General features: G+C 42.6%; 18 protein-coding genes. 12 read left to right on the top strand and 6 right to left on the bottom strand.

The features are described 5' to 3' along the window. Positions 1–197 precede the first annotated feature (197 nt). Positions 198–371, bottom strand: a complete 174-nt coding sequence (locus tag LC653_RS38800; RefSeq protein ID WP_167407612.1) for a hypothetical protein — start codon at positions 369–371, stop codon at positions 198–200. A gap of 611 nt (positions 372–982) precedes the next feature. Here LC653_RS38800 and LC653_RS38805 point away from each other — a divergent pair. After that, complete coding sequence (locus LC653_RS38805; RefSeq protein WP_229500655.1) at positions 983–1,552, top strand: DUF2854 domain-containing protein; 570 nt, start codon at positions 983–985, stop codon at positions 1,550–1,552. Between the two features lie 363 nt (positions 1,553–1,915). Here LC653_RS38805 and LC653_RS38810 read toward each other — a convergent pair whose 3' ends face one another. Further along, a complete protein-coding gene (locus LC653_RS38810) occupies positions 1,916–2,176 on the bottom strand; it encodes a CRR7 family NDH-1 assembly protein (protein WP_229482744.1) in 261 nt (86 codons plus the stop codon). A 587-nt stretch (positions 2,177–2,763) separates the two neighbouring features. On the opposite strand from LC653_RS38810, the gene LC653_RS38815 reads away from it, so the two are divergent. Continuing rightward, entirely contained in the window at positions 2,764–2,964 is a 201-nt protein-coding gene (locus LC653_RS38815; RefSeq protein WP_229500656.1) for a hypothetical protein, read from the top strand. Beyond that, complete coding sequence (locus LC653_RS38820) at positions 2,952–3,977, top strand: response regulator (protein WP_229500657.1); 1,026 nt, start codon at positions 2,952–2,954, stop codon at positions 3,975–3,977. Before LC653_RS38815 ends, LC653_RS38820 begins: the two co-directional genes overlap by 13 nt. A 24-nt stretch (positions 3,978–4,001) precedes the next feature. Here LC653_RS38820 and LC653_RS38825 read toward each other — a convergent pair whose 3' ends face one another. Next, complete coding sequence (locus tag LC653_RS38825) at positions 4,002–5,207, bottom strand: histidine kinase (RefSeq protein WP_229500658.1); 1,206 nt, start codon at positions 5,205–5,207, stop codon at positions 4,002–4,004. A gap of 1,666 nt (positions 5,208–6,873) precedes the next feature. On the opposite strand from LC653_RS38825, the gene LC653_RS38830 reads away from it, so the two are divergent. From LC653_RS38830 to LC653_RS38840, 3 genes are all read left to right on the top strand, one after another. Then, positions 6,874–8,268 carry an S-layer homology domain-containing protein gene (locus LC653_RS38830; RefSeq protein WP_229500659.1) on the top strand — a complete coding sequence of 465 codons (1,395 nt, stop codon included), beginning with the start codon at positions 6,874–6,876 and terminating at the stop codon, positions 8,266–8,268. Between the two features lie 319 nt (positions 8,269–8,587). Continuing rightward, on the top strand, positions 8,588–9,664 hold the full coding sequence (locus LC653_RS38835) for an SGNH/GDSL hydrolase family protein (protein ID WP_229500660.1): 1,077 nt from the start codon (positions 8,588–8,590) through the stop codon (positions 9,662–9,664). A gap of 13 nt (positions 9,665–9,677) precedes the next feature. After that, complete coding sequence (locus LC653_RS38840; RefSeq protein WP_229500669.1) at positions 9,678–10,721, top strand: M42 family metallopeptidase; 1,044 nt, start codon at positions 9,678–9,680, stop codon at positions 10,719–10,721. A 36-nt stretch (positions 10,722–10,757) separates the two neighbouring features. Here LC653_RS38840 and LC653_RS38845 read toward each other — a convergent pair whose 3' ends face one another. Next, a complete protein-coding gene (locus tag LC653_RS38845; protein WP_229500661.1) occupies positions 10,758–11,096 on the bottom strand; it encodes a type II toxin-antitoxin system PemK/MazF family toxin in 339 nt (112 codons plus the stop codon). Continuing rightward, the gene (locus tag LC653_RS38850) at positions 11,083–11,292 is read right to left on the bottom strand and encodes a toxin-antitoxin system, antitoxin component, Xre family protein (RefSeq protein WP_229500662.1); all 210 of its coding nucleotides are present in this window, start codon (positions 11,290–11,292) and stop codon (positions 11,083–11,085) included. The genes LC653_RS38845 and LC653_RS38850 overlap by 14 nt, the downstream gene beginning before the upstream one ends. A gap of 126 nt (positions 11,293–11,418) precedes the next feature. Between LC653_RS38850 and LC653_RS38855 the strand changes: the two genes are divergently transcribed. Beyond that, positions 11,419–11,586, top strand: coding sequence for a hypothetical protein (locus tag LC653_RS38855; RefSeq protein WP_229500663.1), 168 nt, complete (start codon positions 11,419–11,421; stop codon positions 11,584–11,586). Between the two features lie 98 nt (positions 11,587–11,684). Beyond that, positions 11,685–11,807 (top strand): hypothetical protein, encoded by a 123-nt coding sequence (locus LC653_RS46560; RefSeq protein ID WP_267923384.1) that lies wholly within the window; start codon positions 11,685–11,687, stop codon positions 11,805–11,807. A gap of 134 nt (positions 11,808–11,941) precedes the next feature. On the opposite strand, the gene LC653_RS38860 is transcribed toward LC653_RS46560, so the two are convergent. Next, the gene (locus LC653_RS38860; protein ID WP_229500664.1) at positions 11,942–13,246 is read right to left on the bottom strand and encodes an ABC transporter substrate-binding protein; all 1,305 of its coding nucleotides are present in this window, start codon (positions 13,244–13,246) and stop codon (positions 11,942–11,944) included. Positions 13,247–13,388: 142 nt separating this feature from the next. Between LC653_RS38860 and pilM the strand changes: the two genes are divergently transcribed. The 4 genes from pilM (at position 13,389) to LC653_RS38880 (ending at position 18,537) form a co-directional block, all read left to right on the top strand. Further along, on the top strand, positions 13,389–14,495 hold the full coding sequence (pilM, locus tag LC653_RS38865) for a type IV pilus assembly protein PilM (RefSeq protein WP_229500665.1): 1,107 nt from the start codon (positions 13,389–13,391) through the stop codon (positions 14,493–14,495). Positions 14,496–14,499: 4 nt separating this feature from the next. Continuing rightward, positions 14,500–15,276 (top strand): PilN domain-containing protein, encoded by a 777-nt coding sequence (locus LC653_RS38870; protein WP_229500666.1) that lies wholly within the window; start codon positions 14,500–14,502, stop codon positions 15,274–15,276. Next, positions 15,273–16,040, top strand: a complete 768-nt coding sequence (locus tag LC653_RS38875) for a pilus assembly protein PilO (RefSeq protein ID WP_229500667.1) — start codon at positions 15,273–15,275, stop codon at positions 16,038–16,040. Before LC653_RS38870 ends, LC653_RS38875 begins: the two co-directional genes overlap by 4 nt. Positions 16,041–16,260: 220 nt before the next feature. Next, complete coding sequence (locus LC653_RS38880) at positions 16,261–18,537, top strand: type IV pilus secretin family protein (protein WP_229500668.1); 2,277 nt, start codon at positions 16,261–16,263, stop codon at positions 18,535–18,537. Positions 18,538–18,760: the final 223 nt, after the last annotated feature.

The raw sequence follows: 18,760 nt of genomic DNA on the forward strand, positions 1-18,760 counted from the left end.
ATTTGATTACTTCTCAATATTTCCGACATAGCAGCGCCTGTATTGTTCACAGTCTTCAAGGAATTTCAAAAATCTCAGCAAATCAGAGCATTTTTCTCTCACCAGAGACATAAAAGAGCGTTAAAGACATGATACTACTGAGGAGCGTCGGTATAACCTGAAGTTGAGGGTTAAACCGACGCAATTTTTGATAATTTCTACTCTACCGGAATGGTACGTCTAAATTCATCAATTAATTCATCCAGTTCTTCCAAAGCCTGATTTACATCAACTCTCAAAGTTCCCAAATTTGGTTGCTCCAGTAGCCCTAACAGGTACTCGCGTTTGCTTTGAACTGCGACAATTCGTTCTTTTATAGTCTGTATATCCATTATTTTTTTCCTATCTTTAACTACCTTTAAATTTAAAGTTAACTCAAAATCCAACATTCTGGGGCATCAATTTTTTAACGTAGACGCAAAGCGGTGAAGCAGCGCGGTCTTCTCCCAAGGGGAGACGATGCCGCGCATAGCGCAGCGTAAAGCCTTCTCTTCGAGACGCTGCGCGAACGGCATGGCAACGCTATGAGCGAGTCATCGAGCGTCTGGGGGTTTCCCCCATGAGCGACTGCTGTTAGCGCAGCGAAAGCGTTCGCGAGTGCGTCTCGTAGAGAGGTACGAGCGTCACCCGGAGGGCTTGCCGCAGGCTACCACAGAGGCGCAGAGAAGCCAGTGCGCCCTTGCGGTTAAGAGACTTGTTCGCTCTTAGCGTTCCCGAAGGGTAGCAACTGGCGCGACACCGAGAGAAGAAAGAAATGCTTAACTGAACTGTATTGCTATATAAGGAAGGCAGAACCTCTTGACTTCTTAGCGTGTCAGTCTTAACCTAGCAATTTTGAGTTGGTTGAATATTACTATCTAGGAACGATGTTCTTTCCTAATTAGTTATTCATAGCCGATGATAATAAAACTGAGGTATTCATACTTTATACTAATTTAAGCTCATGCTACGCCAAATTTCTTTGGGAACACTCGGTTTAACTATCGGCGGCATATTAACCATCATGGGTTTCGTCGCCTATAGTGCTGATAATGCCACATTAAATCTTGTCGGATTTTTTTACGGGATTCCTCTATTGTTGGGAGGGTTGGCGCTGAAAGCTAATGAACTCAAACCAGTACCCTTTACCCAAACTACGTCACCGTCAGCATTGATATTGCGGGAACAGCAAGCAACTGATACTCAAAATAAAATTCGCAAAGACATCACCCGATATTGTTACGGTCAAGATGCTCATCTAGATACAACACTTTCTTTTCTGGGTTTGAGTCCCTCAGACCAGGAACGACCAACAGTAACAGGCTTGCGAGAAACAGAAGTTAATGGTAGCTATGCCCTAATTTTAGAATTTGATTCACCGCTAATACCAATTGATGTCTGGCAAACAAAGCAGGAAAAAATGACCAACTATTTTGGCCCTGGATTGAAGGTTGAAATAACGCAGCCATCTGAAAATACAATTGAGCTAGCACTGATCAATACTCAAAAAGGGTCACTAGTCACTAGTCAATAGTCAAGAACAAAAATTCTCGTTACCCAAACTCGATTCTTTTATGTAGCAATCCTGAATCAAACGCGCATATCCCTTACTTATCAAAGAAGTTGGGGTCTGCACAATACGGTTAAGATAAGCAGGGGAGCAGGGGAAGCAGGGGAAGAAAGAGGGTATTGTTGAGTAATTCTTCTCTCACCCTGCTTCTAATACTGCGTAGGTTAAGCCTAAAATATAACTCCAATGTATGTTGGGTTGAGGAACAAAACCCAACATTTTCAAGGCTTTGTTGGGTAACACTTAAGTTCAACCCAACCTACAAATCTACTGTCTGTTATGCTACTTCTTAATTGACTTTTTTCTTCTTTACCGCTAACCAAAAAGTTACTTTTCTAAACGAACTGCATACCACTGCAAATATTGCCCAGGAGCAATATCTAATTCGCAGGTGGTGTCAAGTAAATATTGTGCTTGAGCTTCCGTAGTATCAAACTTTTGCAAATCAGGCGGCAAATCTTGAATTATGAGTTGTTGGAGAGTTTTTTTGAGCTTTTCTAATAACTCTGATTGTGTCAGAAATTGTTCTGGTTGATTTGTTTCTAGAACAACAAAGTGATCTTGCTGATACATTAATGAGTCTGGCATTTGAAAGATTTAGTGAATGTAAATAGAATTTGATTTTTGGATGAAATAAAGATGGCAGTTTTATATGTTAATTCTGAAGTAACTGTCAAATTTAGTTGTTCAATAAGTCTTAATTTAGCATATCTAACTTTATAGAATATTAGCTAGTAAATCGCTATCTTTTATAAGAAATAACTATAATTTTTAATTTAGCTAAAATATATCGGAATTAAATAATAATTTTTAATTATTTTATTAACCCAGAGTTACTCGACAAGAAAGCTTTCTACCAAGGTACATTTATATTCTATGTAATTATACTAGACATCCGTAACCCTTGCCGAATAGACTAAATAAATTTGATTCAAGTGATATTAATATTTAGTCTTAACTATCTTCTGAGCGCACTTGTGATTTTTGCTTTGCCCTGTATCGTTAGGTTTATAAACTAACTACACAACTAAATAAGTAAGGTCTGCATTTGCAATTTTTAAAAAAATCGCAATTTTACTTTAACAATGGGGAAATATAAAAGTAACATTTCCTCCCCTAACCATAGGCGAACAAAAAGGTAAAAATTGCCTTCGTGTTCCAATTATAGATTGTCTATGCAACTTAGTTATCTACCGCTTGCTTGGCTCAGTAACACAAGAGCCTCTATTGTCAAAAAACAGTTGATTGTGAAGCCAGACACACCTTTGCCGCAAATTCTGGCATTGATGAAAAGAGCGATCGCCCCCATGCGATTGAGTTGCATAGCCTTTTTCAGGATACTTCTGCAAGTGGAAGGCAACTCATGTCAGGCATAACTCCATTTTCTGTTCCTAAGCAACCACCACTGATTCTAGTAGCTGATGATGACAAAACCATCCGAGTATTGTTACGTAAAGCTATGGAACAAGAAGGTTATCGAGTGGTTGACGTTAATGATGGTAAGCAATGTTTAGATGCTTACGAGACTATCAAACCGGATATAGTTTTGCTAGATGCTGTAATGCCTGTAATGGATGGTTTTACCTGCTGTAAGCACTTGCTCCAGATTGCCAGGAATAATTTAATCTCAGCCCTTGCAACCTTTGATACTGACTCTGGACTTAATAATACTGTGATCTCCAAGATATGGGAGCGCACTCCTATATTGATGATCACATGCTTAGATGATGAAGAATCCGTAGACCGTGCTTTTGAAGCAGGGGCGACTGATTATGTCACTAAGCCAATCCACTGGCCTGTATTGCGCCAGCGATTGCGTCGCCTGCTACAGCAAGCGCAAGTATACAAACAGTTAGAGGCGGCAAACCAAGCTTTGCACCACCTCGCCAATGTAGATGGCTTAACTGAGTTGGCAAATCGTCGTCGTTTTGACGATTATCTCAATACTCAGTGGATTAATCTGGCACAAGAGGAATCTCCCCTGTCAATGATTTTGTGTGATATCGACTATTTTAAATTTTATAACGATAAATATGGTCATCCTGCTGGGGATGTCTGTTTACAAAAGGTGGGTGCTGTATTAAGCCTCAAGGCGCAAAAACATCAGGATTTAGTAGCGCGTTATGGTGGAGAAGAATTTGCTGTGATTATGCCATACACCCCTGCATCTGGCGCAGTTCACGTTGCCGCAGCGATACAAGCGGGAATCAAAGATTTGCAAATTGTTCACGATGGATCTGCGGTGAGTCAGCATGTCACGCTAAGTATGGGCGTGGCTACTGTTGTGCCCACTTGGGAATCCTCACCTTCAGATTTGATTGTCCGGGCAGATAAAGCACTCTACCAAGCAAAGGCCGGGGGACGCGATCGCTTTATCTCAAGTTCTTAGTTGTCATTAGTGAATGACCAATCTCTAAGAAGGATAAACTGGTAGTGTGAAGTGGAACCATGCTCCGTTATTGGGAGCAGAGTCTACCCAAATTTGACCATAATGTGCCAGGATGATGCGTTGGCATAAACAAAGACCAATCCCATAACCTTCTGTACCTTCATCCCGTTGCAGGCGAAAGTGATTTTCAAAGATGCGATCGCGATTTTCTACAGGAATACCAGGCCCAGTATCGCCGATACTAAACTGAACTTTTTGGGTAGTGCGATGCAATCCGGCAATGCTAATCTTGCCACCTTCTGGGGTATATTTGATAGCATTATCCAACAGATTCACCAGCACTTGGCGGATGCGTTCTGGGTCTGCATATACATAAGGCAGGTCATTAGGAATATCTGTTTCTACCTCTTGGGATTTGGCGGTGTAGCGATCGCACAATTCTTCTAGTACATCTAAGCACACTTTACCTAGCTGTACCTTTTGTGGTAAAATGGGTAATTCTGTATCTTTGCCACGACCTACCTGTAAAAGGTCAGCAATCATCCGGTCAATAATCTTAGTTTGATTGCGGGCTTGTTTTAATAAATGCGCCGTCATCGATGGCTTGAGGCGCTGGAATTGCCCCGTCTCTAAATTGTAATTAGATTGAAGAGTTTCAATGGCGATCGCGGCAGCAGTTAGCGGATTACGGAGATCGTGCGCCAGCATAGCAATCACCCGGTCTTTAAACTGTAGCTGCTCTTGAAGGTTATCTTTTTCCTGTTTCAAGCGAAAAATTTCGTCTGAGAGTCGGATTAGTTCCACAGAAACAGCAACTGAACGGATAGTGGATTTGGGTGATGTCGCCCTAGCATTGTCGTCTATACGTTCTTGTAAGTCTTCCTGTACTTTTAAGAAGGTGTCTACAGCAGCTTGCCAGCGAGGCCACCAGTTTTTCAATTGCGCTATGATATTACTCCCAGCCAAAACCTGTCGTGGTTCCGGATGGATTTTGATTAAAGCTGGCGTTGCTATCAATTTAAAGTGTTCTGCTAAGTAAGGTTGTTGTCCAACATCGATAGTTTCAAGTTCAAAACTATACTCAGCCTGCAATTCTTTTAAGTAAGCACGGATTCGCTGCACTTGTTGTCGGGACTTGGGTCGTCCATCGATAAACAGTAGCAGCTGGAGTGGAGCCTCAGAATAAATAGGCTGATCCTGGGAAACTTGCATGTAATCGTGTTTCAGCACTGGTAACAACCCGGCGACGCTTTACAGAAAGTAAAATAGACTGACGGTTGTCGATGGTCGTTGTTTTTTCTTCAATTTAATATCTATCTATTTTAGATTCTTAATACTCCTATCAGTTCTGCGTTTTTGACATCAGACATATCTTTTTCAGGCTTTTGCCCTGTTTTGGTTAACTTTATCTCCAAGAAACACCCAAGCCCCTTGAATATAAGTCTTAATTTGCCCTGAAGCAAAAATTTTCGCCAAAGCTAGCAGGTGAAAGGTTTAACACTATGTCAATTCGAGTACTTGCTTTGAACAAGTGATCACCGAAGCAAACGCAGATGCTAATTGTATCTAATCTATCAGGAAGTTGTTAACTGTTCAGACCAAGTTTGTAGAGGGCTTTCTCAACCGCCAGTGCATCCGATGAAGTGTCTTTTTTGCCTCTACCCAATCCTAGTAATGATTGGGAAAACAGTCACAGCTAACTATGTACTGTCTCTATAACTTGCGAAGCGCACCCTCTGCCCAGCCTTCCTAAAAGAACCCCTACCCTATACCAGAAGAACAGGGGATGGATTGCCAAAGAGAAAACTTTGGATAACATAGAGGCGATGCCAAAGGCGGTAAACTACGCACTTTTAGAGAAAGCAATCACTGCTTTCGAGGCTGCCAAGAAACTCTTGACTATAGCAAAAGTAGCACTTACCCCAGAAAATCAATTTAGAGATACTAGGGAAACTGCTTTGCTTATCACCCCGGCCCCCAAGAACCACAAACTTACGCTAAGTTCCTAGAATTGCTTAATAGTGGCATTTCCACCTATTGCCTTATTCAGCTTACCATCGTCAGATGAATAATTTCCAGAATCGATTGTAAGCAAGCGTTAGCTTTCTTTATCTATTCCCCTCCTTGGGTGAGGCTAAAGGGGCGCTTTATTCTTAGTCTATCACTTCAGTTGCTTGGCGTAGGCTTTGCCCGCACTTCTCTACGAGACGCTGCGCGAACGGCTGCGCTCAGTGACCACCGTAGGCATCGCATTACAACTAGTGCATCTGGAAGAAGATTAAAGCTTTTGCTAGCTACACTCTTCTTTGGTGAGTTAACAATCAGTTATCCGTGCCAATTGAATATTTCCAGAACTATCTAAAAATTTGATTCTCAATCTAGTAGTCTGCCAGATTAATTTTGATCAGTTAGTATGGGTGGCTCTAGCTCTCATCTAAGCAGACTCCCTTAACCTGTCATAATACCTGTGAGCTTAGAGCATCCAAATCACAAAACTCTTATCTAGCAAGTATTTCAGGTTTATTTCTGTTTTTTTTCCAAAAATGTTAGTTTGCCAGAATTTTAGGGAACTCTATAAATAAGCATAGGAATTATCAAAACCTAATGGCTGTAAAACAAAGACAATACGGTAGCTTTTTGCTACCGTTTACTCATTTTTAGAGATATCATCTTCACCAACAGAGACATTTACGAAGAAGACGCCGTGAGTCTGTAGTGTCTTTTGGTAATATTAAGAGTTAGAAAAGCAGAGAAAGCAGGGGAAGCAGAGGGAGAATGCCCAATACTTCGGCAACCCTCAGTACAAGTACCCAATGCCCCATGACCCATTCCCCATTCCCATTTAATGAACAGTCTGCGCTAGGGTAGGAATTGAAACTCAATTTTGTGATTTCCTGTGCTTCCCTGTAAACGTCCAGCTGTATTTCTAATTTGGGCTGTTCTACTGACTTCGTTAACAGCCTGTGCTAACAGTCCAGTCGCCAAAAACCTTGAGCAATCTTTGGCGGCAGATCCAAACCTGCAAAGCAATCCAGTTGTCTTTGGAGAATCTCAGGGTAATCAACCGCAAGCACAGCAAAACGAATCAACAGTTCAGTTACCACCTGATTTCCCCAAAGATATCCCCCTATATTCCAATGCCAAACTACAGGAAGTTACACCTGCTAGCGGCTCAGAAAACAGAGTCTCAACTCGTTGGTTGAGTTCTGACCCCAGCAACTTTATTGCTAGCTTTTATAGTAGCCAGTTTCAAACAAATAACTGGCAGATTTTGCAACAGCCAACAGATGATGCGGGAGGTGCTTTTGAGGCACGTCGTAACGATTTGCTGTTGAAGGTTTCCATTCAGCCTAAATCAGTTACTAATGCCACACCTAATCAACCCCAAACAGCCACTGAATTACTGATTGAGTACGTACCGAATAGTACGGCAACGGCACAACCTACCTCAACTACAAGTCCTAACGAAACTACTAACGCCGTTCCTCAACCAGGAGATTCCCAGTTTATTGGCCCGGTACCACCCGCAAACTTGGCAGCACAGCTACCAAGCACAGCTAATAACCAAACAACTCCTACAGCCACAGCCGAATCTCAGGAATTCAACGATCTGAATAAGGCACCGCAAGAATGGCGGCAACACATCCAAGATTTGGCTGCATTAGGTGTTTTGTCTATAGAACCAGAAGCAACCAAGAGTAACTCTACTACGACAACAAACCAGTTTGAACCCGGTAAAATCGTTACACATCGGGAATATGCTCGTTGGCTAATTGCTGCTAACAATGCTATGTATGCCAGCAATCCAGCTAAACAAATTCGCTTGGCATCAGAAACTACTCAACCAGTTTTTAGTGATGTGTCTGCAAAAGACCCTGATTTTCCAGCAATTCAGGGATTAGCCGAGGCTGGGTTAATTCCCAGTCCTTTGTCTGGAGATTCTACAGTAGTTTTGTTTCGTCCTGATGCACCGCTAACGCGGGAACAGTTGCTGCTGTGGAAATTACCTTTAGATACTCGCCAAGCTTTACCCTCTGCTAACTTAGATGCAGTCAAACAAACCTGGGGCTTCCAAGACGCGGCGCGAATTGACCCCAAGGCATTAAGAGCAGTGTTGGCTGATTACCAAAATGGCGAACAATCGAATATTCGGCGGGTGTTTGGTTATACGACTCTGTTTCAACCCAAAAAACCAGTAACTCGTGCTGAGGCTGCTACAGCTTTGTGGTATTTCGGCAGTCAGGGTGAGGGTGTATCGGCTACTGAAGCTTTGAAATTAAAGCGAAGTTAAAGCGATGCCTACGATGAGCTAGACCATTATGTTGCGGTTAATCCGTCGCTAGCGCATAAAAGTGGGCAATTTCCACGCTTTAGCATGTAAATTTTGCCATTTCTTTGTAATATAGCTATTTTTTATCAAGAAAATGTAAATCTAACTATTTTCAGCGTTTTTACCTGTGTTTAATAAATTTTTGAGGAATAGTTAAGTAAAACAACGTAAATTAACTCAATAGGCAACTTAGTTTTGAAGTAAGTTAAAAAACAAGTTGTCAGACTATCACCCTTTCATTACTTTTAAACAAATTAAAAATACCATAGGTAAAACGAAGATGAAAAAACAAGCTGTAGCAGCAGGATTTATTCTCTTATCTTTCATGTTGCCGCTCAAAGCGAGTGCTGCGAGTTTTACCAAATTTTATGTATTTGGCGACAGTCTTTCTGATACTGGCAATGTTTTCACTGCTACTGGTGGTTTAGTGGCTCCGACAACAGCCATTCCCCAAGATCCACCCTACTTTCAAGGGCGTTTTTCCAATGATCAGGTGTGGGTAGACTACCTGGGAGATCAGCTAGGATTAAAACCCTCTCCATACATTACTTTAAATACTACTATTCCCAATCAAGGTATTAACTTTGCTGTGGGCGGTGCTAGTTCTGGTCAGGGTAATGCTGTTGTTCCTAATGCACCGTTACCGGGAGTACTAGAGCAAGTCGGCTTGTTGACGCAACCGATTCTACAAGGCAATCAGAAGCTTGATCCAAATGCTCTTTATGCTGTATGGGGAGGTGCAAATGATTATGTGTTTGGTCAAGCTACCAATGCGGCTCAAACAGTCCAGAATTTATCAAATGCAGTAGGATTACTTGCCTCATCTGGCGCAAAAAATATTTTAGTCTTTAACTTGCCTGATTTGGGCAAGATTCCATTCGCATTCGCAGGTCTATCTAGCAACTTGACTGGTCTAACAAATGACCATAACAAGAGATTAGCAGAGGAACTAGGCAAATTTAGCAATAACTCAGATTTGAATCTGATCTCTGTTGATGTGTTTTCCCTATTTAATCAAGTACAAGTAAATCCAGGTAAATTTGGGTTTCAAGATGTGGCTAACCCTTGCGTAATAGGGAATTTCCAGACAATCATCAGTGTATGCCCTCAACCAAACGATTATTTGTTCTTTGACTCTGTGCATCCAACAACAGGGGTTCATAAGTTAGTTGCAGATACTGCACTGGCAGCAATTGAGGCTAAGTCTGTTCCTGAACCTGCGATAAACTTAGGGATTTTAGCGGTTGGTGCTTTTGGTGGGGTAGGAATGCTGAAGCGTCAACAAAAAAGAGCAGCATTGATCACAGCAGACCGGGTTTTTGATGGACAATTGTCTCATACAACAGTTGAAAACTGAACTAACTGTATTGATGTGGGATTACGATCGCTTATTTCAAATTATTGAAGAATTGGTCATGCACCATTCTCCTAGTGGTGCAGAAGCTGAGATTAACCAGTTGTTGATGCAACGATTTGCGGCGCTGGGTGTAGAAGTCTGGTGCGATCGCGCCGATAATATTATTGCCAAGATTTCAGGAAAAAACCCAGACCGAGCCATTGCCATCACAGCACATAAGGACGAAATTGGTGCAATTGTCAAGAGTATTGGTGATGAAGGTCGTGTCAAAGTCAGCAAACTTGGCGGTTCTTTCCCGTGGGTTTACGGCGAAGGCGTTGTCGATTTACTGGGAGATAACGAAACTATCAACGGTATTCTCAGTTTTGGTTCCCGCCACGTTTCCCACGAATCACCCCAAAAAGTGCAGCAGGAAGATACTACTGTCAAGTGGGAAAATGCCTGGATTGAAACGAAACTGACATCTGGTGAATTAGAAGCAGCTGGTATTCGGCCTGGAACTAGAATGGTGATTGGCAAACATCGCAAGCGTCCAATTCGGTTAAAGGATCATATTGCTGGTTACACTTTGGATAACAAAGCTTCTGTTGCGATTTTGCTAGCTTTGGCTGAAAACCTGAAGCAGCCAGTAGTCGATGTTTATTTAGTAGCGTCAGCAAAAGAAGAAGTGGGGGCAATTGGGGCCCTATTTTTCACCCAAAATCAGCCTTTGGATGCTTTAATTGCTTTAGAAATTTGTCCATTATCTGAGGAATATCCTGTTAAAGATGGGGAAAGTCCTGTACTTTTATTTCAAGATGCTTATGGAATATATGATGAGGGGCTAAATGGACAACTGCGCCATAGTGCCAAGCAACTCGATATGCCAGTGCAGTTAACAACTCTGAGTGGGTTTGGTAGTGATGCTTCAATTGCCATGAAATTTGGCCATGTTGGGCGTGCTGCTTGTTTGGCATTTCCCACACAAAATACACATGGATATGAAATTGCTCATTTAGGAGCGATCGCTAATTGTATCGATTTATTAAAATCTTTCTGCGAAACTGAGTTTGAGTGATATGTCGAGGCTTTGACTCAAAAGAGCGATCGCATATCAACCCAAAATAGCCAGAAAAAGGTTTTGCAAAGTCTGAAGGTCTGGCTCCTCAAGTTGCCCTAACTTTTTAATCACTAGCCCTTTATCTATGGTAGTCAAAACTGGTTTGATAATTGAAGGTTTGAGAAGACTAGCTACTCGCCATCCATTAATTGTGATTTCACCAAAGGAAGTTGCTGGATTTGCTTGACTGGTGATAGCTATCAATATTAAATCTGAACGCTCACGTTGATAGCTATTAGAACTCACAACTACTGCTGGACGTTTTTTAGTAGTAGTCTGGTCAGTAAAGGGAAACGGCACTAAAACAACATCACCAAATTCATAGTTTGTCATATTCTGCATCATCAGGGTTATCCCAGATTTTGAGCAGAACTGGTTCAGAAAGTTTTGCTGCTGCAAAGGTAAGGCTATGGTCTGTATTTTGCTGATCCAAAGAATCAATAAAATCTTCAACTAGCAAAACTTTTTCAGGAGGTAGCTTTTGAATTTTTTTAAGTAACCTTTGCTCTGAAATGCTATCAGCCTGCATTATTTAGATTCTCCTAACCTTGCCTGTATTGGTTGCTTTATGAATTCATTATAGTTTTTGGTTATCTCTAGCGATGAAGGCGATCGCTAATTGTATCGATTTGTTAAAAGCTTTCTGCGAAACTGAATGAGGTACTCACTGGTGGTACGGGTGCTGACAAATTCCTTTACAACACCGATGCTGCTTTTACCCCGAGTAGTGTTGGTGCGATCGCTGACTTTAAGAGTTCCCAAGGTGATCAAATTATCCTGGATAAAACTACTTTTAGTGCGTTCCCGCTTCGGGTTGCCGTAGGCATCGCTTCAACTGCGGGAGCAAGTTTTAGTAACAACAGTGATTTTGAAATCACTTCTTCAGCAGGGACTAGCACGGCAACAATTGTCTACGATCCTGTGAGTGGGCAGTTGTTCTATAACCCTAATGGCAGCGCGGCTGGTTTTGGTAGCGGTGGTCTATTTGCGACTCTAACTGGTGCGCCAACTCTTATGGCATTAAATTTTGTGGTGCAAGCGTAGTTTGTCCAAGACACCCTTTTTCAAACAGGACTTACGCAACTTGCCTAAGTCCTGACAATGCAAGCGTAAGTCCTACATCCATTTCCCGCCCTGAAATTCTTATATTTAGCTGTTTTTCGTTTGTCTCCTGTCTCTTAACTTTTAGTACTGTTCCACTCCTGCGCTGCATCTTCTACGGCTTTATCTACCGTCTTTTGCCCTAACATTGCTGCTTGCAAGTTTTCGTAAACTGCCTTTTGCAGTTTGTTGGAATCCTTCAAAGTAGGGGTTAATATTTCTGCCTGTTGCAGTTGTTGGGCAGTGATAACTCGTGCTTTTTCTACTGTTGAAGCATTAGCTGGAACATCTTTAAAGTAACTATCAGACAGTGCTTTGATTGTAGAAGGTAGGACATTTGCAGCTTTGGCAAAAGCTAACTGATTTTCGTCATTGGTGACAAATAAAGCAAACTTAACAGAGGCGTCTAGTTGTTTGCTATCGCGGGGAATAACCATGTTCATCACCGCGACATTTTTCTTACCTGTGTCACCAGTGAGTTGAGGTGCTATTCCCGAAGCTTGAGCAATTTTTGGGGCATTATTAGCGATCGTTTTCAGAAACTCTGGCCCAGAAGCTAGAAACGCAGTCTCTCCAGATTGGTATAAATCGATCGCGTGGCGATGTCCTTGCGTCAAAGCTTCTTTAGGAAGTAACCCTTTTTTATACAAGTCTACCCAATACTGAAACGCTGCCTTACCTGGTGCTGAATTAAACGCCGCTTTTCCCTGTGCATCTATTAGAGTGACTCCCATTTGCACGAAAGATTCCAGCACTTCACCAGAATCTTGCGGTACGAAAGTCACAAAAAAGGCATATTTGCCAGTTTTATCTTTAATTTGTTGTGCTGCTTGTGCCAATTCTGCGTAGGTTGCAGGTGGTTTATTGATACCTGCCTGTTTTAATAAATCGGTGTTATAAATGGTTAGCCGTGTGGTGAGATACCAGGGAATCCCAAAACTCTTGCCATTAAGCGTACAAGATTCCCAGATATTCGGTAGATAGGAGGAACGTACATCGTTTGGGACTTTCGCATCTAAATCTAACCAGGCATTTCGTCCCGCAAGTTGGGAAGCAAAATCCGGATTCAGGTTAACTACATCAGGTGGCGTTTTTGCTGAGACAGCTGTTAATATTTTGTTCTCCATCGCCGCCCAAGGTACATCGACCCAGTTAATCTTTATACCAGGGTTTTGCAATTCAAAATTCGCAATTAGGCTTTTGAAGTAGTCGGTAAATTGAGGTTGGAGTTGCATCGTCCAAAACTCAATAGTTGCCGCCCCTGAAGTAGCCTGTTTTGTACCTGTACCAACATTACTTGTGCTGCAACTTACAATCCAACTGGTTAATAAGCCCAGCAGTGTAAAAGCAACAAGTTGTTTAAATTTTCGCAATTGAATCATTTTCCCAGTATTTTTACGCTTGCTCAGTGTGAAAAGCTTAGATCAGAATTGTCGAGATTATCGGCTAAATAAATTACTTAGCACCAAGTCCGTTTCTTAGTATCATTTAAATTTTCAATTTAGCAGTCCAGCGGGCACAAATGTGGTAAAAAGCTTCAAAAGTCTGTTTGGCAAATCAAAAAAAGGGGTCGGCATTGAACTTGCTCCCGAACGGGTGAATGTAGTTCAGCTACGCAAGCAGGGTCAAGGCTTGAAACTAGAAACCTTTACATCGGTAGCAGTTCCAGAAGGCGTAGTTACCGATGGTCAAATCACCGATCCCGCAGCAATGGCACAATTAATTCAGCAGGCCCTAACTGAGAGCAAAATCAAAACTTCTCGCGTTGCTACTGGTGTACCAGGGCGAGATTCCATCGTTCGGATCATACCAGTGCCAGCAGAGTTAGATGATAAAGAACTGCGAGAAATGGTTCTCAACCATGAAGCAGGTTTATATTTACCCTATCCTCGTGAAGAGGCTGATGTAGATTATCAGAAACTTGGGTACTTTGTAGATGAAGATGGCATTGAAAAAGTACACGTACTTCTAGTAGCCACCCGCAAGGAGATAACGGATACCTATATAAGTACATTCGAGCAGGCAGGATTACAAATCGATGTCCTAGAAATTAACAGTTTTGCTCTGATTCGGACTATTCGTGAGCAATTGCGACAATTTGGCCCGCAAGAAGCAGCAGTACTAGTTGATATAGAGTTTGACAGTACAGAAATCGCCATCATCGTTAACGGAGTGCCACAATTTTCGCGCACAGTCCCAATCGGGACTTATCAAATGCAAACTGCCTTAGCAAGGGCAATGAGCTTACCCACATCACGAGATATGGAACTGTTACATGGAATGGTTATTCCCCCAACTTCTCTAGACGGCGGGAAAACTGGGGTTACTGAAATCAATCCTGGTATGGCAGCCATATTGAGAGTATTGGGAGAACTAACGGATGAACTGCGCCGTTCCATCGATTTTTACCTAAATCAAAGTGAAAATTTGGAGGTAGCGCAGATTATATTAGCTGGCCCAGGAGGTGGACTCCAACAGCTAGATGAATTCTTTACCCAACGATTGAGCTTGCCAACTACCCAAATAGATCCAATCGGGGCTTTGTCTTTGGCAGTTGACACTGATAAATATCCACAGGTGCAACGCTCTGGCTTGGCGATCGTACTTGGTCTAGGAATGCGGGAGGTGTAACAAAATGTACAGCCTAGATGTTAACTTTCTTAAAGATCGCCTAGCATACCAGAAAAAGCCTGAGGGAAAAAGAGGAATATCCCTAAAGTTTCCTACTGGAGATTTGACACTACTGTATGTGGGAGTTGCAGTAGGTGTAGTTCTTCCAGCTTTATTGGGAATTGGTTGGTGGTTGTTGCAAGGGAAGATTGTTGAATTAGATGGTCAGATTGCACAACTAGACCAAGAAAGCAAGAGGTTAGATACAGAAATCGGAAATATTAATAAAATCAAAGCCGAGACGAAGGCAATTAAAGGGGAAACCCAAGCTTTAGTCACTGTATTTGACCAAATTCGACCTTGGTCAGCAATGCTGCAAGATTTGCGCGATCGCATCCCAGCAGCAGTGCAAATTAAGACCATCAAGCAAATCCCACCGATTGCGGCAGCAGAAGGGAAGCCAGCAAGCAATCCTGCTGGGGGGTTAGAAATTACCGGATTGGCTCGTTCTTTTAACGATGTCAATGATTTTTTATTGAGTCTACAACAGTCTCAATTCTTGAAGTCCACAGAAAGCAGAATTCTGACGGCAACGTTAGTAGATGCTCCCTCAATTCCAGGTATGAGTCAACCTGCTACCGGTGTAACAATTAAGCCGCCACAAGTAGTTGAATACACTATTCAATCGATTATGAATGATGTTCCAGCTTCGGAATTAATCCGGGAATTGGAAAAAAAAGGCACAGTGGGGTTAGTGACTCGAATTCGTAGTATCCAACAAACAGGAGTCATTTCAAAATGACGCTGAGTGATGATTTAAATTTTGCCGAACAAGGTGGAGAATTCGATCAGGCAACGCCAGCATCCTACACGCTATTTGGTATTGCCTTCACACCAAAAATTATTGGCATATTGGTGGGGGTAATTGGTTTAGCGGGAGCAGGTTATATATTATTAAACCTGTTAATGCCAGCTTGGGAAAGCTATCAGCAGCAGCAAGCCAAAAGCTCTGAATTGCAAGGGCAAATTGAGCAAAAAAAAGCCAGTATCAAAGAGATTGCCAAAGTTAAAGACGAGCTAGCACAGGCAAAACAGCAAAAAGTTCAGGTTTTAGGTTTATTCGCTAACGAAAAGAGCTTAGATACATTGCTGTTGGATATGAACCGCTTAGTTGAGTCTGGGAATACTCCAACTTCTATGAATGTAGTGAGAGCCAAACTGAAGAAATTTGTGCCAGTTTCCCAAAAACCAGAACCAGTTACCGATGGAACTCTAGGACTACAGGTTGACGGTAAGCTGCAACGTAGCAGTATCAATGCCGAAATTACAGGAACTTATGAGCAAACACAATCGATAATGCGTAACATTGAGCGTTTACAGCCTTTGTTAATAGTTAAAGATTATCAAGCAACTTTGGCTCCAGTAGAGTCAAGATCCCCATTGGATAAAACGCCTGTACAGGTAGGCCCAGCAGCGATTAATACATCATTCCAGTTACAGGTATTGATGCCACTTAGTCCAGAAGAAATAGCCGCCGGAGCAGCTTTAGCTGCTCCGAAAAAGTAGTTAGGAGTACAGACGCGATTAATCGCGTCTGTACAGGAGTATTGAGTAGAGACGCGATTAATCGCGTCTGTACAGGAGTATTGAGTAGAGACGCGATTAATCGCGTCTGTACAGGAGTTAAGAATTACGAGTTATTATTCCTAACTATTCACTCCTCATTCCTAACTCCAACTTCTCAGAATTGTTTGTAAACAAGGTTTTATAAGGTGAGGAATGAACTGTGAAACAGCTTCACGGTAATAGTTTTATATTAGGTACTGCCGCTTTTGTATTTTTGGCAGCTCAACCAGTTTGGGCACAAATTAGTCAAATTACTGATGTACGGTTAAATCCAGTTAATGGTGGAATTAGCGTTGCTTTGAAAACTTCTTCAGGGTCGCGCCCCCAAGTTTTCACTACAAAAAGAGGCAAGGTTTTAGTTGCAGATATTATCAATACTCAATTACGATTACCACAAGGTAATAGCTTTCGTCAAGATAGCCCAGCACCAGGAATTGCATCTGTTGAGGTTAATCAGCTTGATGCCAATAGCATTCGGGTGACGGTAACGGGCAGCAACAATACTCCTAATAGTCAACCCGTGGTGCGATCGCCAAATGGAATTACACTCAGTTTTAGCCCATCGGCAGGCACTATAGCATCAGCACCAACGCCAACAGCACCAACATCCACAGCAGCACCTGTTACGACTCCAGCCCAACCTGGTCAAAAGCCGAATGTTCTTGTTCCTAACCCGGAAGTCACCATTGACGGACAACTTGCACAAGCTGCTGGCCCAGGTCAACCTGTAAGTCAGGCTCCACCTTTCTTACCTAGAGCCGTTGCCCCACCAGTGGGAGATATTGCCATCTCTAATACTGATGCTTCTCCTAGCAGCATTGACTTAGGAACTCAGGAACGTGTACCCCGTTTAGTGCTGCGAGATGCGCCGGTGCGAGAGGTTTTGTCACTTCTTGCCCGTGCTGCTAATTTGAACCTGGCTTATATCGGAGGTGAGCAAGGTGCTGCTGCTAATGCACCAGCAGTTTCTCAAACAATCTCGTTAGATATAGAAAACGAGCCAGTCCAAGATGTGTTTAACTATGTCTTGCGCTTGAGTGGTTTGGAAGCTAACCGCAGTAATCGCACAGTTTTTGTTGGGCCTAAACTACCTAATTCCACTCGTGACATGATTATGCGTAGCCTGCGACTTAATCAGGTGACAGTGGGAACCGCCTTAAACTTTTTGGTTGGCTTAGGAGCAGAAAGTGCCGTCAGCCGCGAAAGGCAAGTTACCAGCGTTAGCGCCGTACCTGTGGGTACTGGAGTTGCGCCTATCACCCAAACTCAGACGACCACGGAAACTAGACTGGAAACCCAACGCGCTAATTTTACAGACTCTAACCCATTACTGAGAGGTTTACAGGCATTAGGAGATGAGCGCACTAATTCCCTAACCCTGATTGGTCCTCCTAGACTCATTGAGATTGCGATGGCTCAACTAACTCAGCTTGATATCCGCCGTCGTCAAGTAGTAGTCAACGTCAAGATTATTGATGTTAACCTCTTGAATACCCAAGACTACAACACCAGTTTTTCCTTTGGGGTTGGGAACAACTACTTTAGCAATGATGGTGGTGCGGCATCTCTAAATTTTGGCGGTTCGAGACCAGCTACTAGTGCTGAAGCAAGAAGCAGTGTAACTAGTACACCTACAACCACTAATCCACTGGGTAGCGCAAACATTTTTCTTGACCCAAATAACCCAGCTTCAGGTACTGCTGGAGCAAACTCTAATCCTCAAGCAGCAGGTATTACAGCCATTAGTCCAACAGCCGTTACATTAGGCTTACCAAGCTTATACCAGTTCCCAAAACGTTTTCTTGCTAGCTTACAGGCTCAGGTTACAAATGGCAATGCCAAGATTTTGACAGACCCGACCTTAATTGTGCAAGAAGGTCAAACGGCTAATGTCAAGCTGACGCAAGAAGTGCTAGGAAACATTACAAGTCTACTAACTAGTGCTGATGGTATCGCTTCACAAACAATTACAGCTGAGAAAACAGATGTGGGCTTAACCCTAGCTGTCAAAGTAGATCGGATTGATGACAATGGTTTTGTATCTCTATCTGTAGCTCCCGTTGTTAAAGCACCACAATCGTCAGCTAATCTAAATTTGGGAGGAGGTAATCTCCAACAAATATTTTTGGTGTCTGAACGATCGCTAAATTCTGGCACAATTCGCCTGCGAGATGGTCAAACACTCATTCTTTCAGGCATCATTCAAGACACAGACCGGACGACTATCTCCAAAATTCCCATTTTGGGTGATCTTCCACTAATTGGTTCGCTGTTTAGAAGTACAAACAGAAATAATCAGCGCAATGAGGTAATTGTGTTGCTCACTCCTCAAATCATGGATGATTCTGAGAACTCCTCCTACGGCTATAACTACACTCCCAGCCCGGAAGTGCGGCAAATCCTTGAACGTCAGGGGTTAAAGCTTCCTGGCAGGTAATAAAGATAATGAGTAGGTGAATCACTTCTGGCAAAGGCTCAGATCCCCGACTTTTTAAAGAAGTCGGGGATATTCTTGTTCACGAGTAGGATTAAGTTTAACGTGAGTTCGACGGATAGGAAAGCGCAGAAAGCTGGCAATGTAAGAATTTGCTCAACTGGCATTTACGGCAGCGATCGCGCAGAGTGGCACAGACGATAGCTACGATTAATTGAGAAGAGGT

This window comes from Nostoc mirabile CHAB5784 (assembly GCF_020829645.1).
Lineage (GTDB): Bacteria > Cyanobacteriota > Cyanobacteriia > Cyanobacteriales > Nostocaceae > Nostoc > Nostoc mirabile.

Coding starts and splice junctions, on each gene's coding strand:
- LC653_RS38805 (WP_229500655.1), top strand. CDS start 983: ATGCTACGCCAAATTTCTTTGGGAACACTCGGTTTAACTATCGGCGGC.
- LC653_RS38860 (WP_229500664.1), bottom strand. CDS start 13,246: ATGATTCAATTGCGAAAATTTAAACAACTTGTTGCTTTTACACTGCTG.
- LC653_RS38840 (WP_229500669.1), top strand. CDS start 9,678: ATGTGGGATTACGATCGCTTATTTCAAATTATTGAAGAATTGGTCATG.
- LC653_RS38875 (WP_229500667.1), top strand. CDS start 15,273: ATGACGCTGAGTGATGATTTAAATTTTGCCGAACAAGGTGGAGAATTC.
- LC653_RS38845 (WP_229500661.1), bottom strand. CDS start 11,096: ATGACAAACTATGAATTTGGTGATGTTGTTTTAGTGCCGTTTCCCTTT.
- LC653_RS38815 (WP_229500656.1), top strand. CDS start 2,764: ATGCAACTTAGTTATCTACCGCTTGCTTGGCTCAGTAACACAAGAGCC.
- LC653_RS38800 (WP_167407612.1), bottom strand. CDS start 371: ATGGATATACAGACTATAAAAGAACGAATTGTCGCAGTTCAAAGCAAA.
- LC653_RS38835 (WP_229500660.1), top strand. CDS start 8,588: ATGAAAAAACAAGCTGTAGCAGCAGGATTTATTCTCTTATCTTTCATG.
- LC653_RS38870 (WP_229500666.1), top strand. CDS start 14,500: ATGTACAGCCTAGATGTTAACTTTCTTAAAGATCGCCTAGCATACCAG.
- LC653_RS38810 (WP_229482744.1), bottom strand. CDS start 2,176: ATGCCAGACTCATTAATGTATCAGCAAGATCACTTTGTTGTTCTAGAA.
- LC653_RS38855 (WP_229500663.1), top strand. CDS start 11,419: ATGAGGTACTCACTGGTGGTACGGGTGCTGACAAATTCCTTTACAACA.
- LC653_RS38820 (WP_229500657.1), top strand. CDS start 2,952: ATGTCAGGCATAACTCCATTTTCTGTTCCTAAGCAACCACCACTGATT.
- LC653_RS38850 (WP_229500662.1), bottom strand. CDS start 11,292: ATGCAGGCTGATAGCATTTCAGAGCAAAGGTTACTTAAAAAAATTCAA.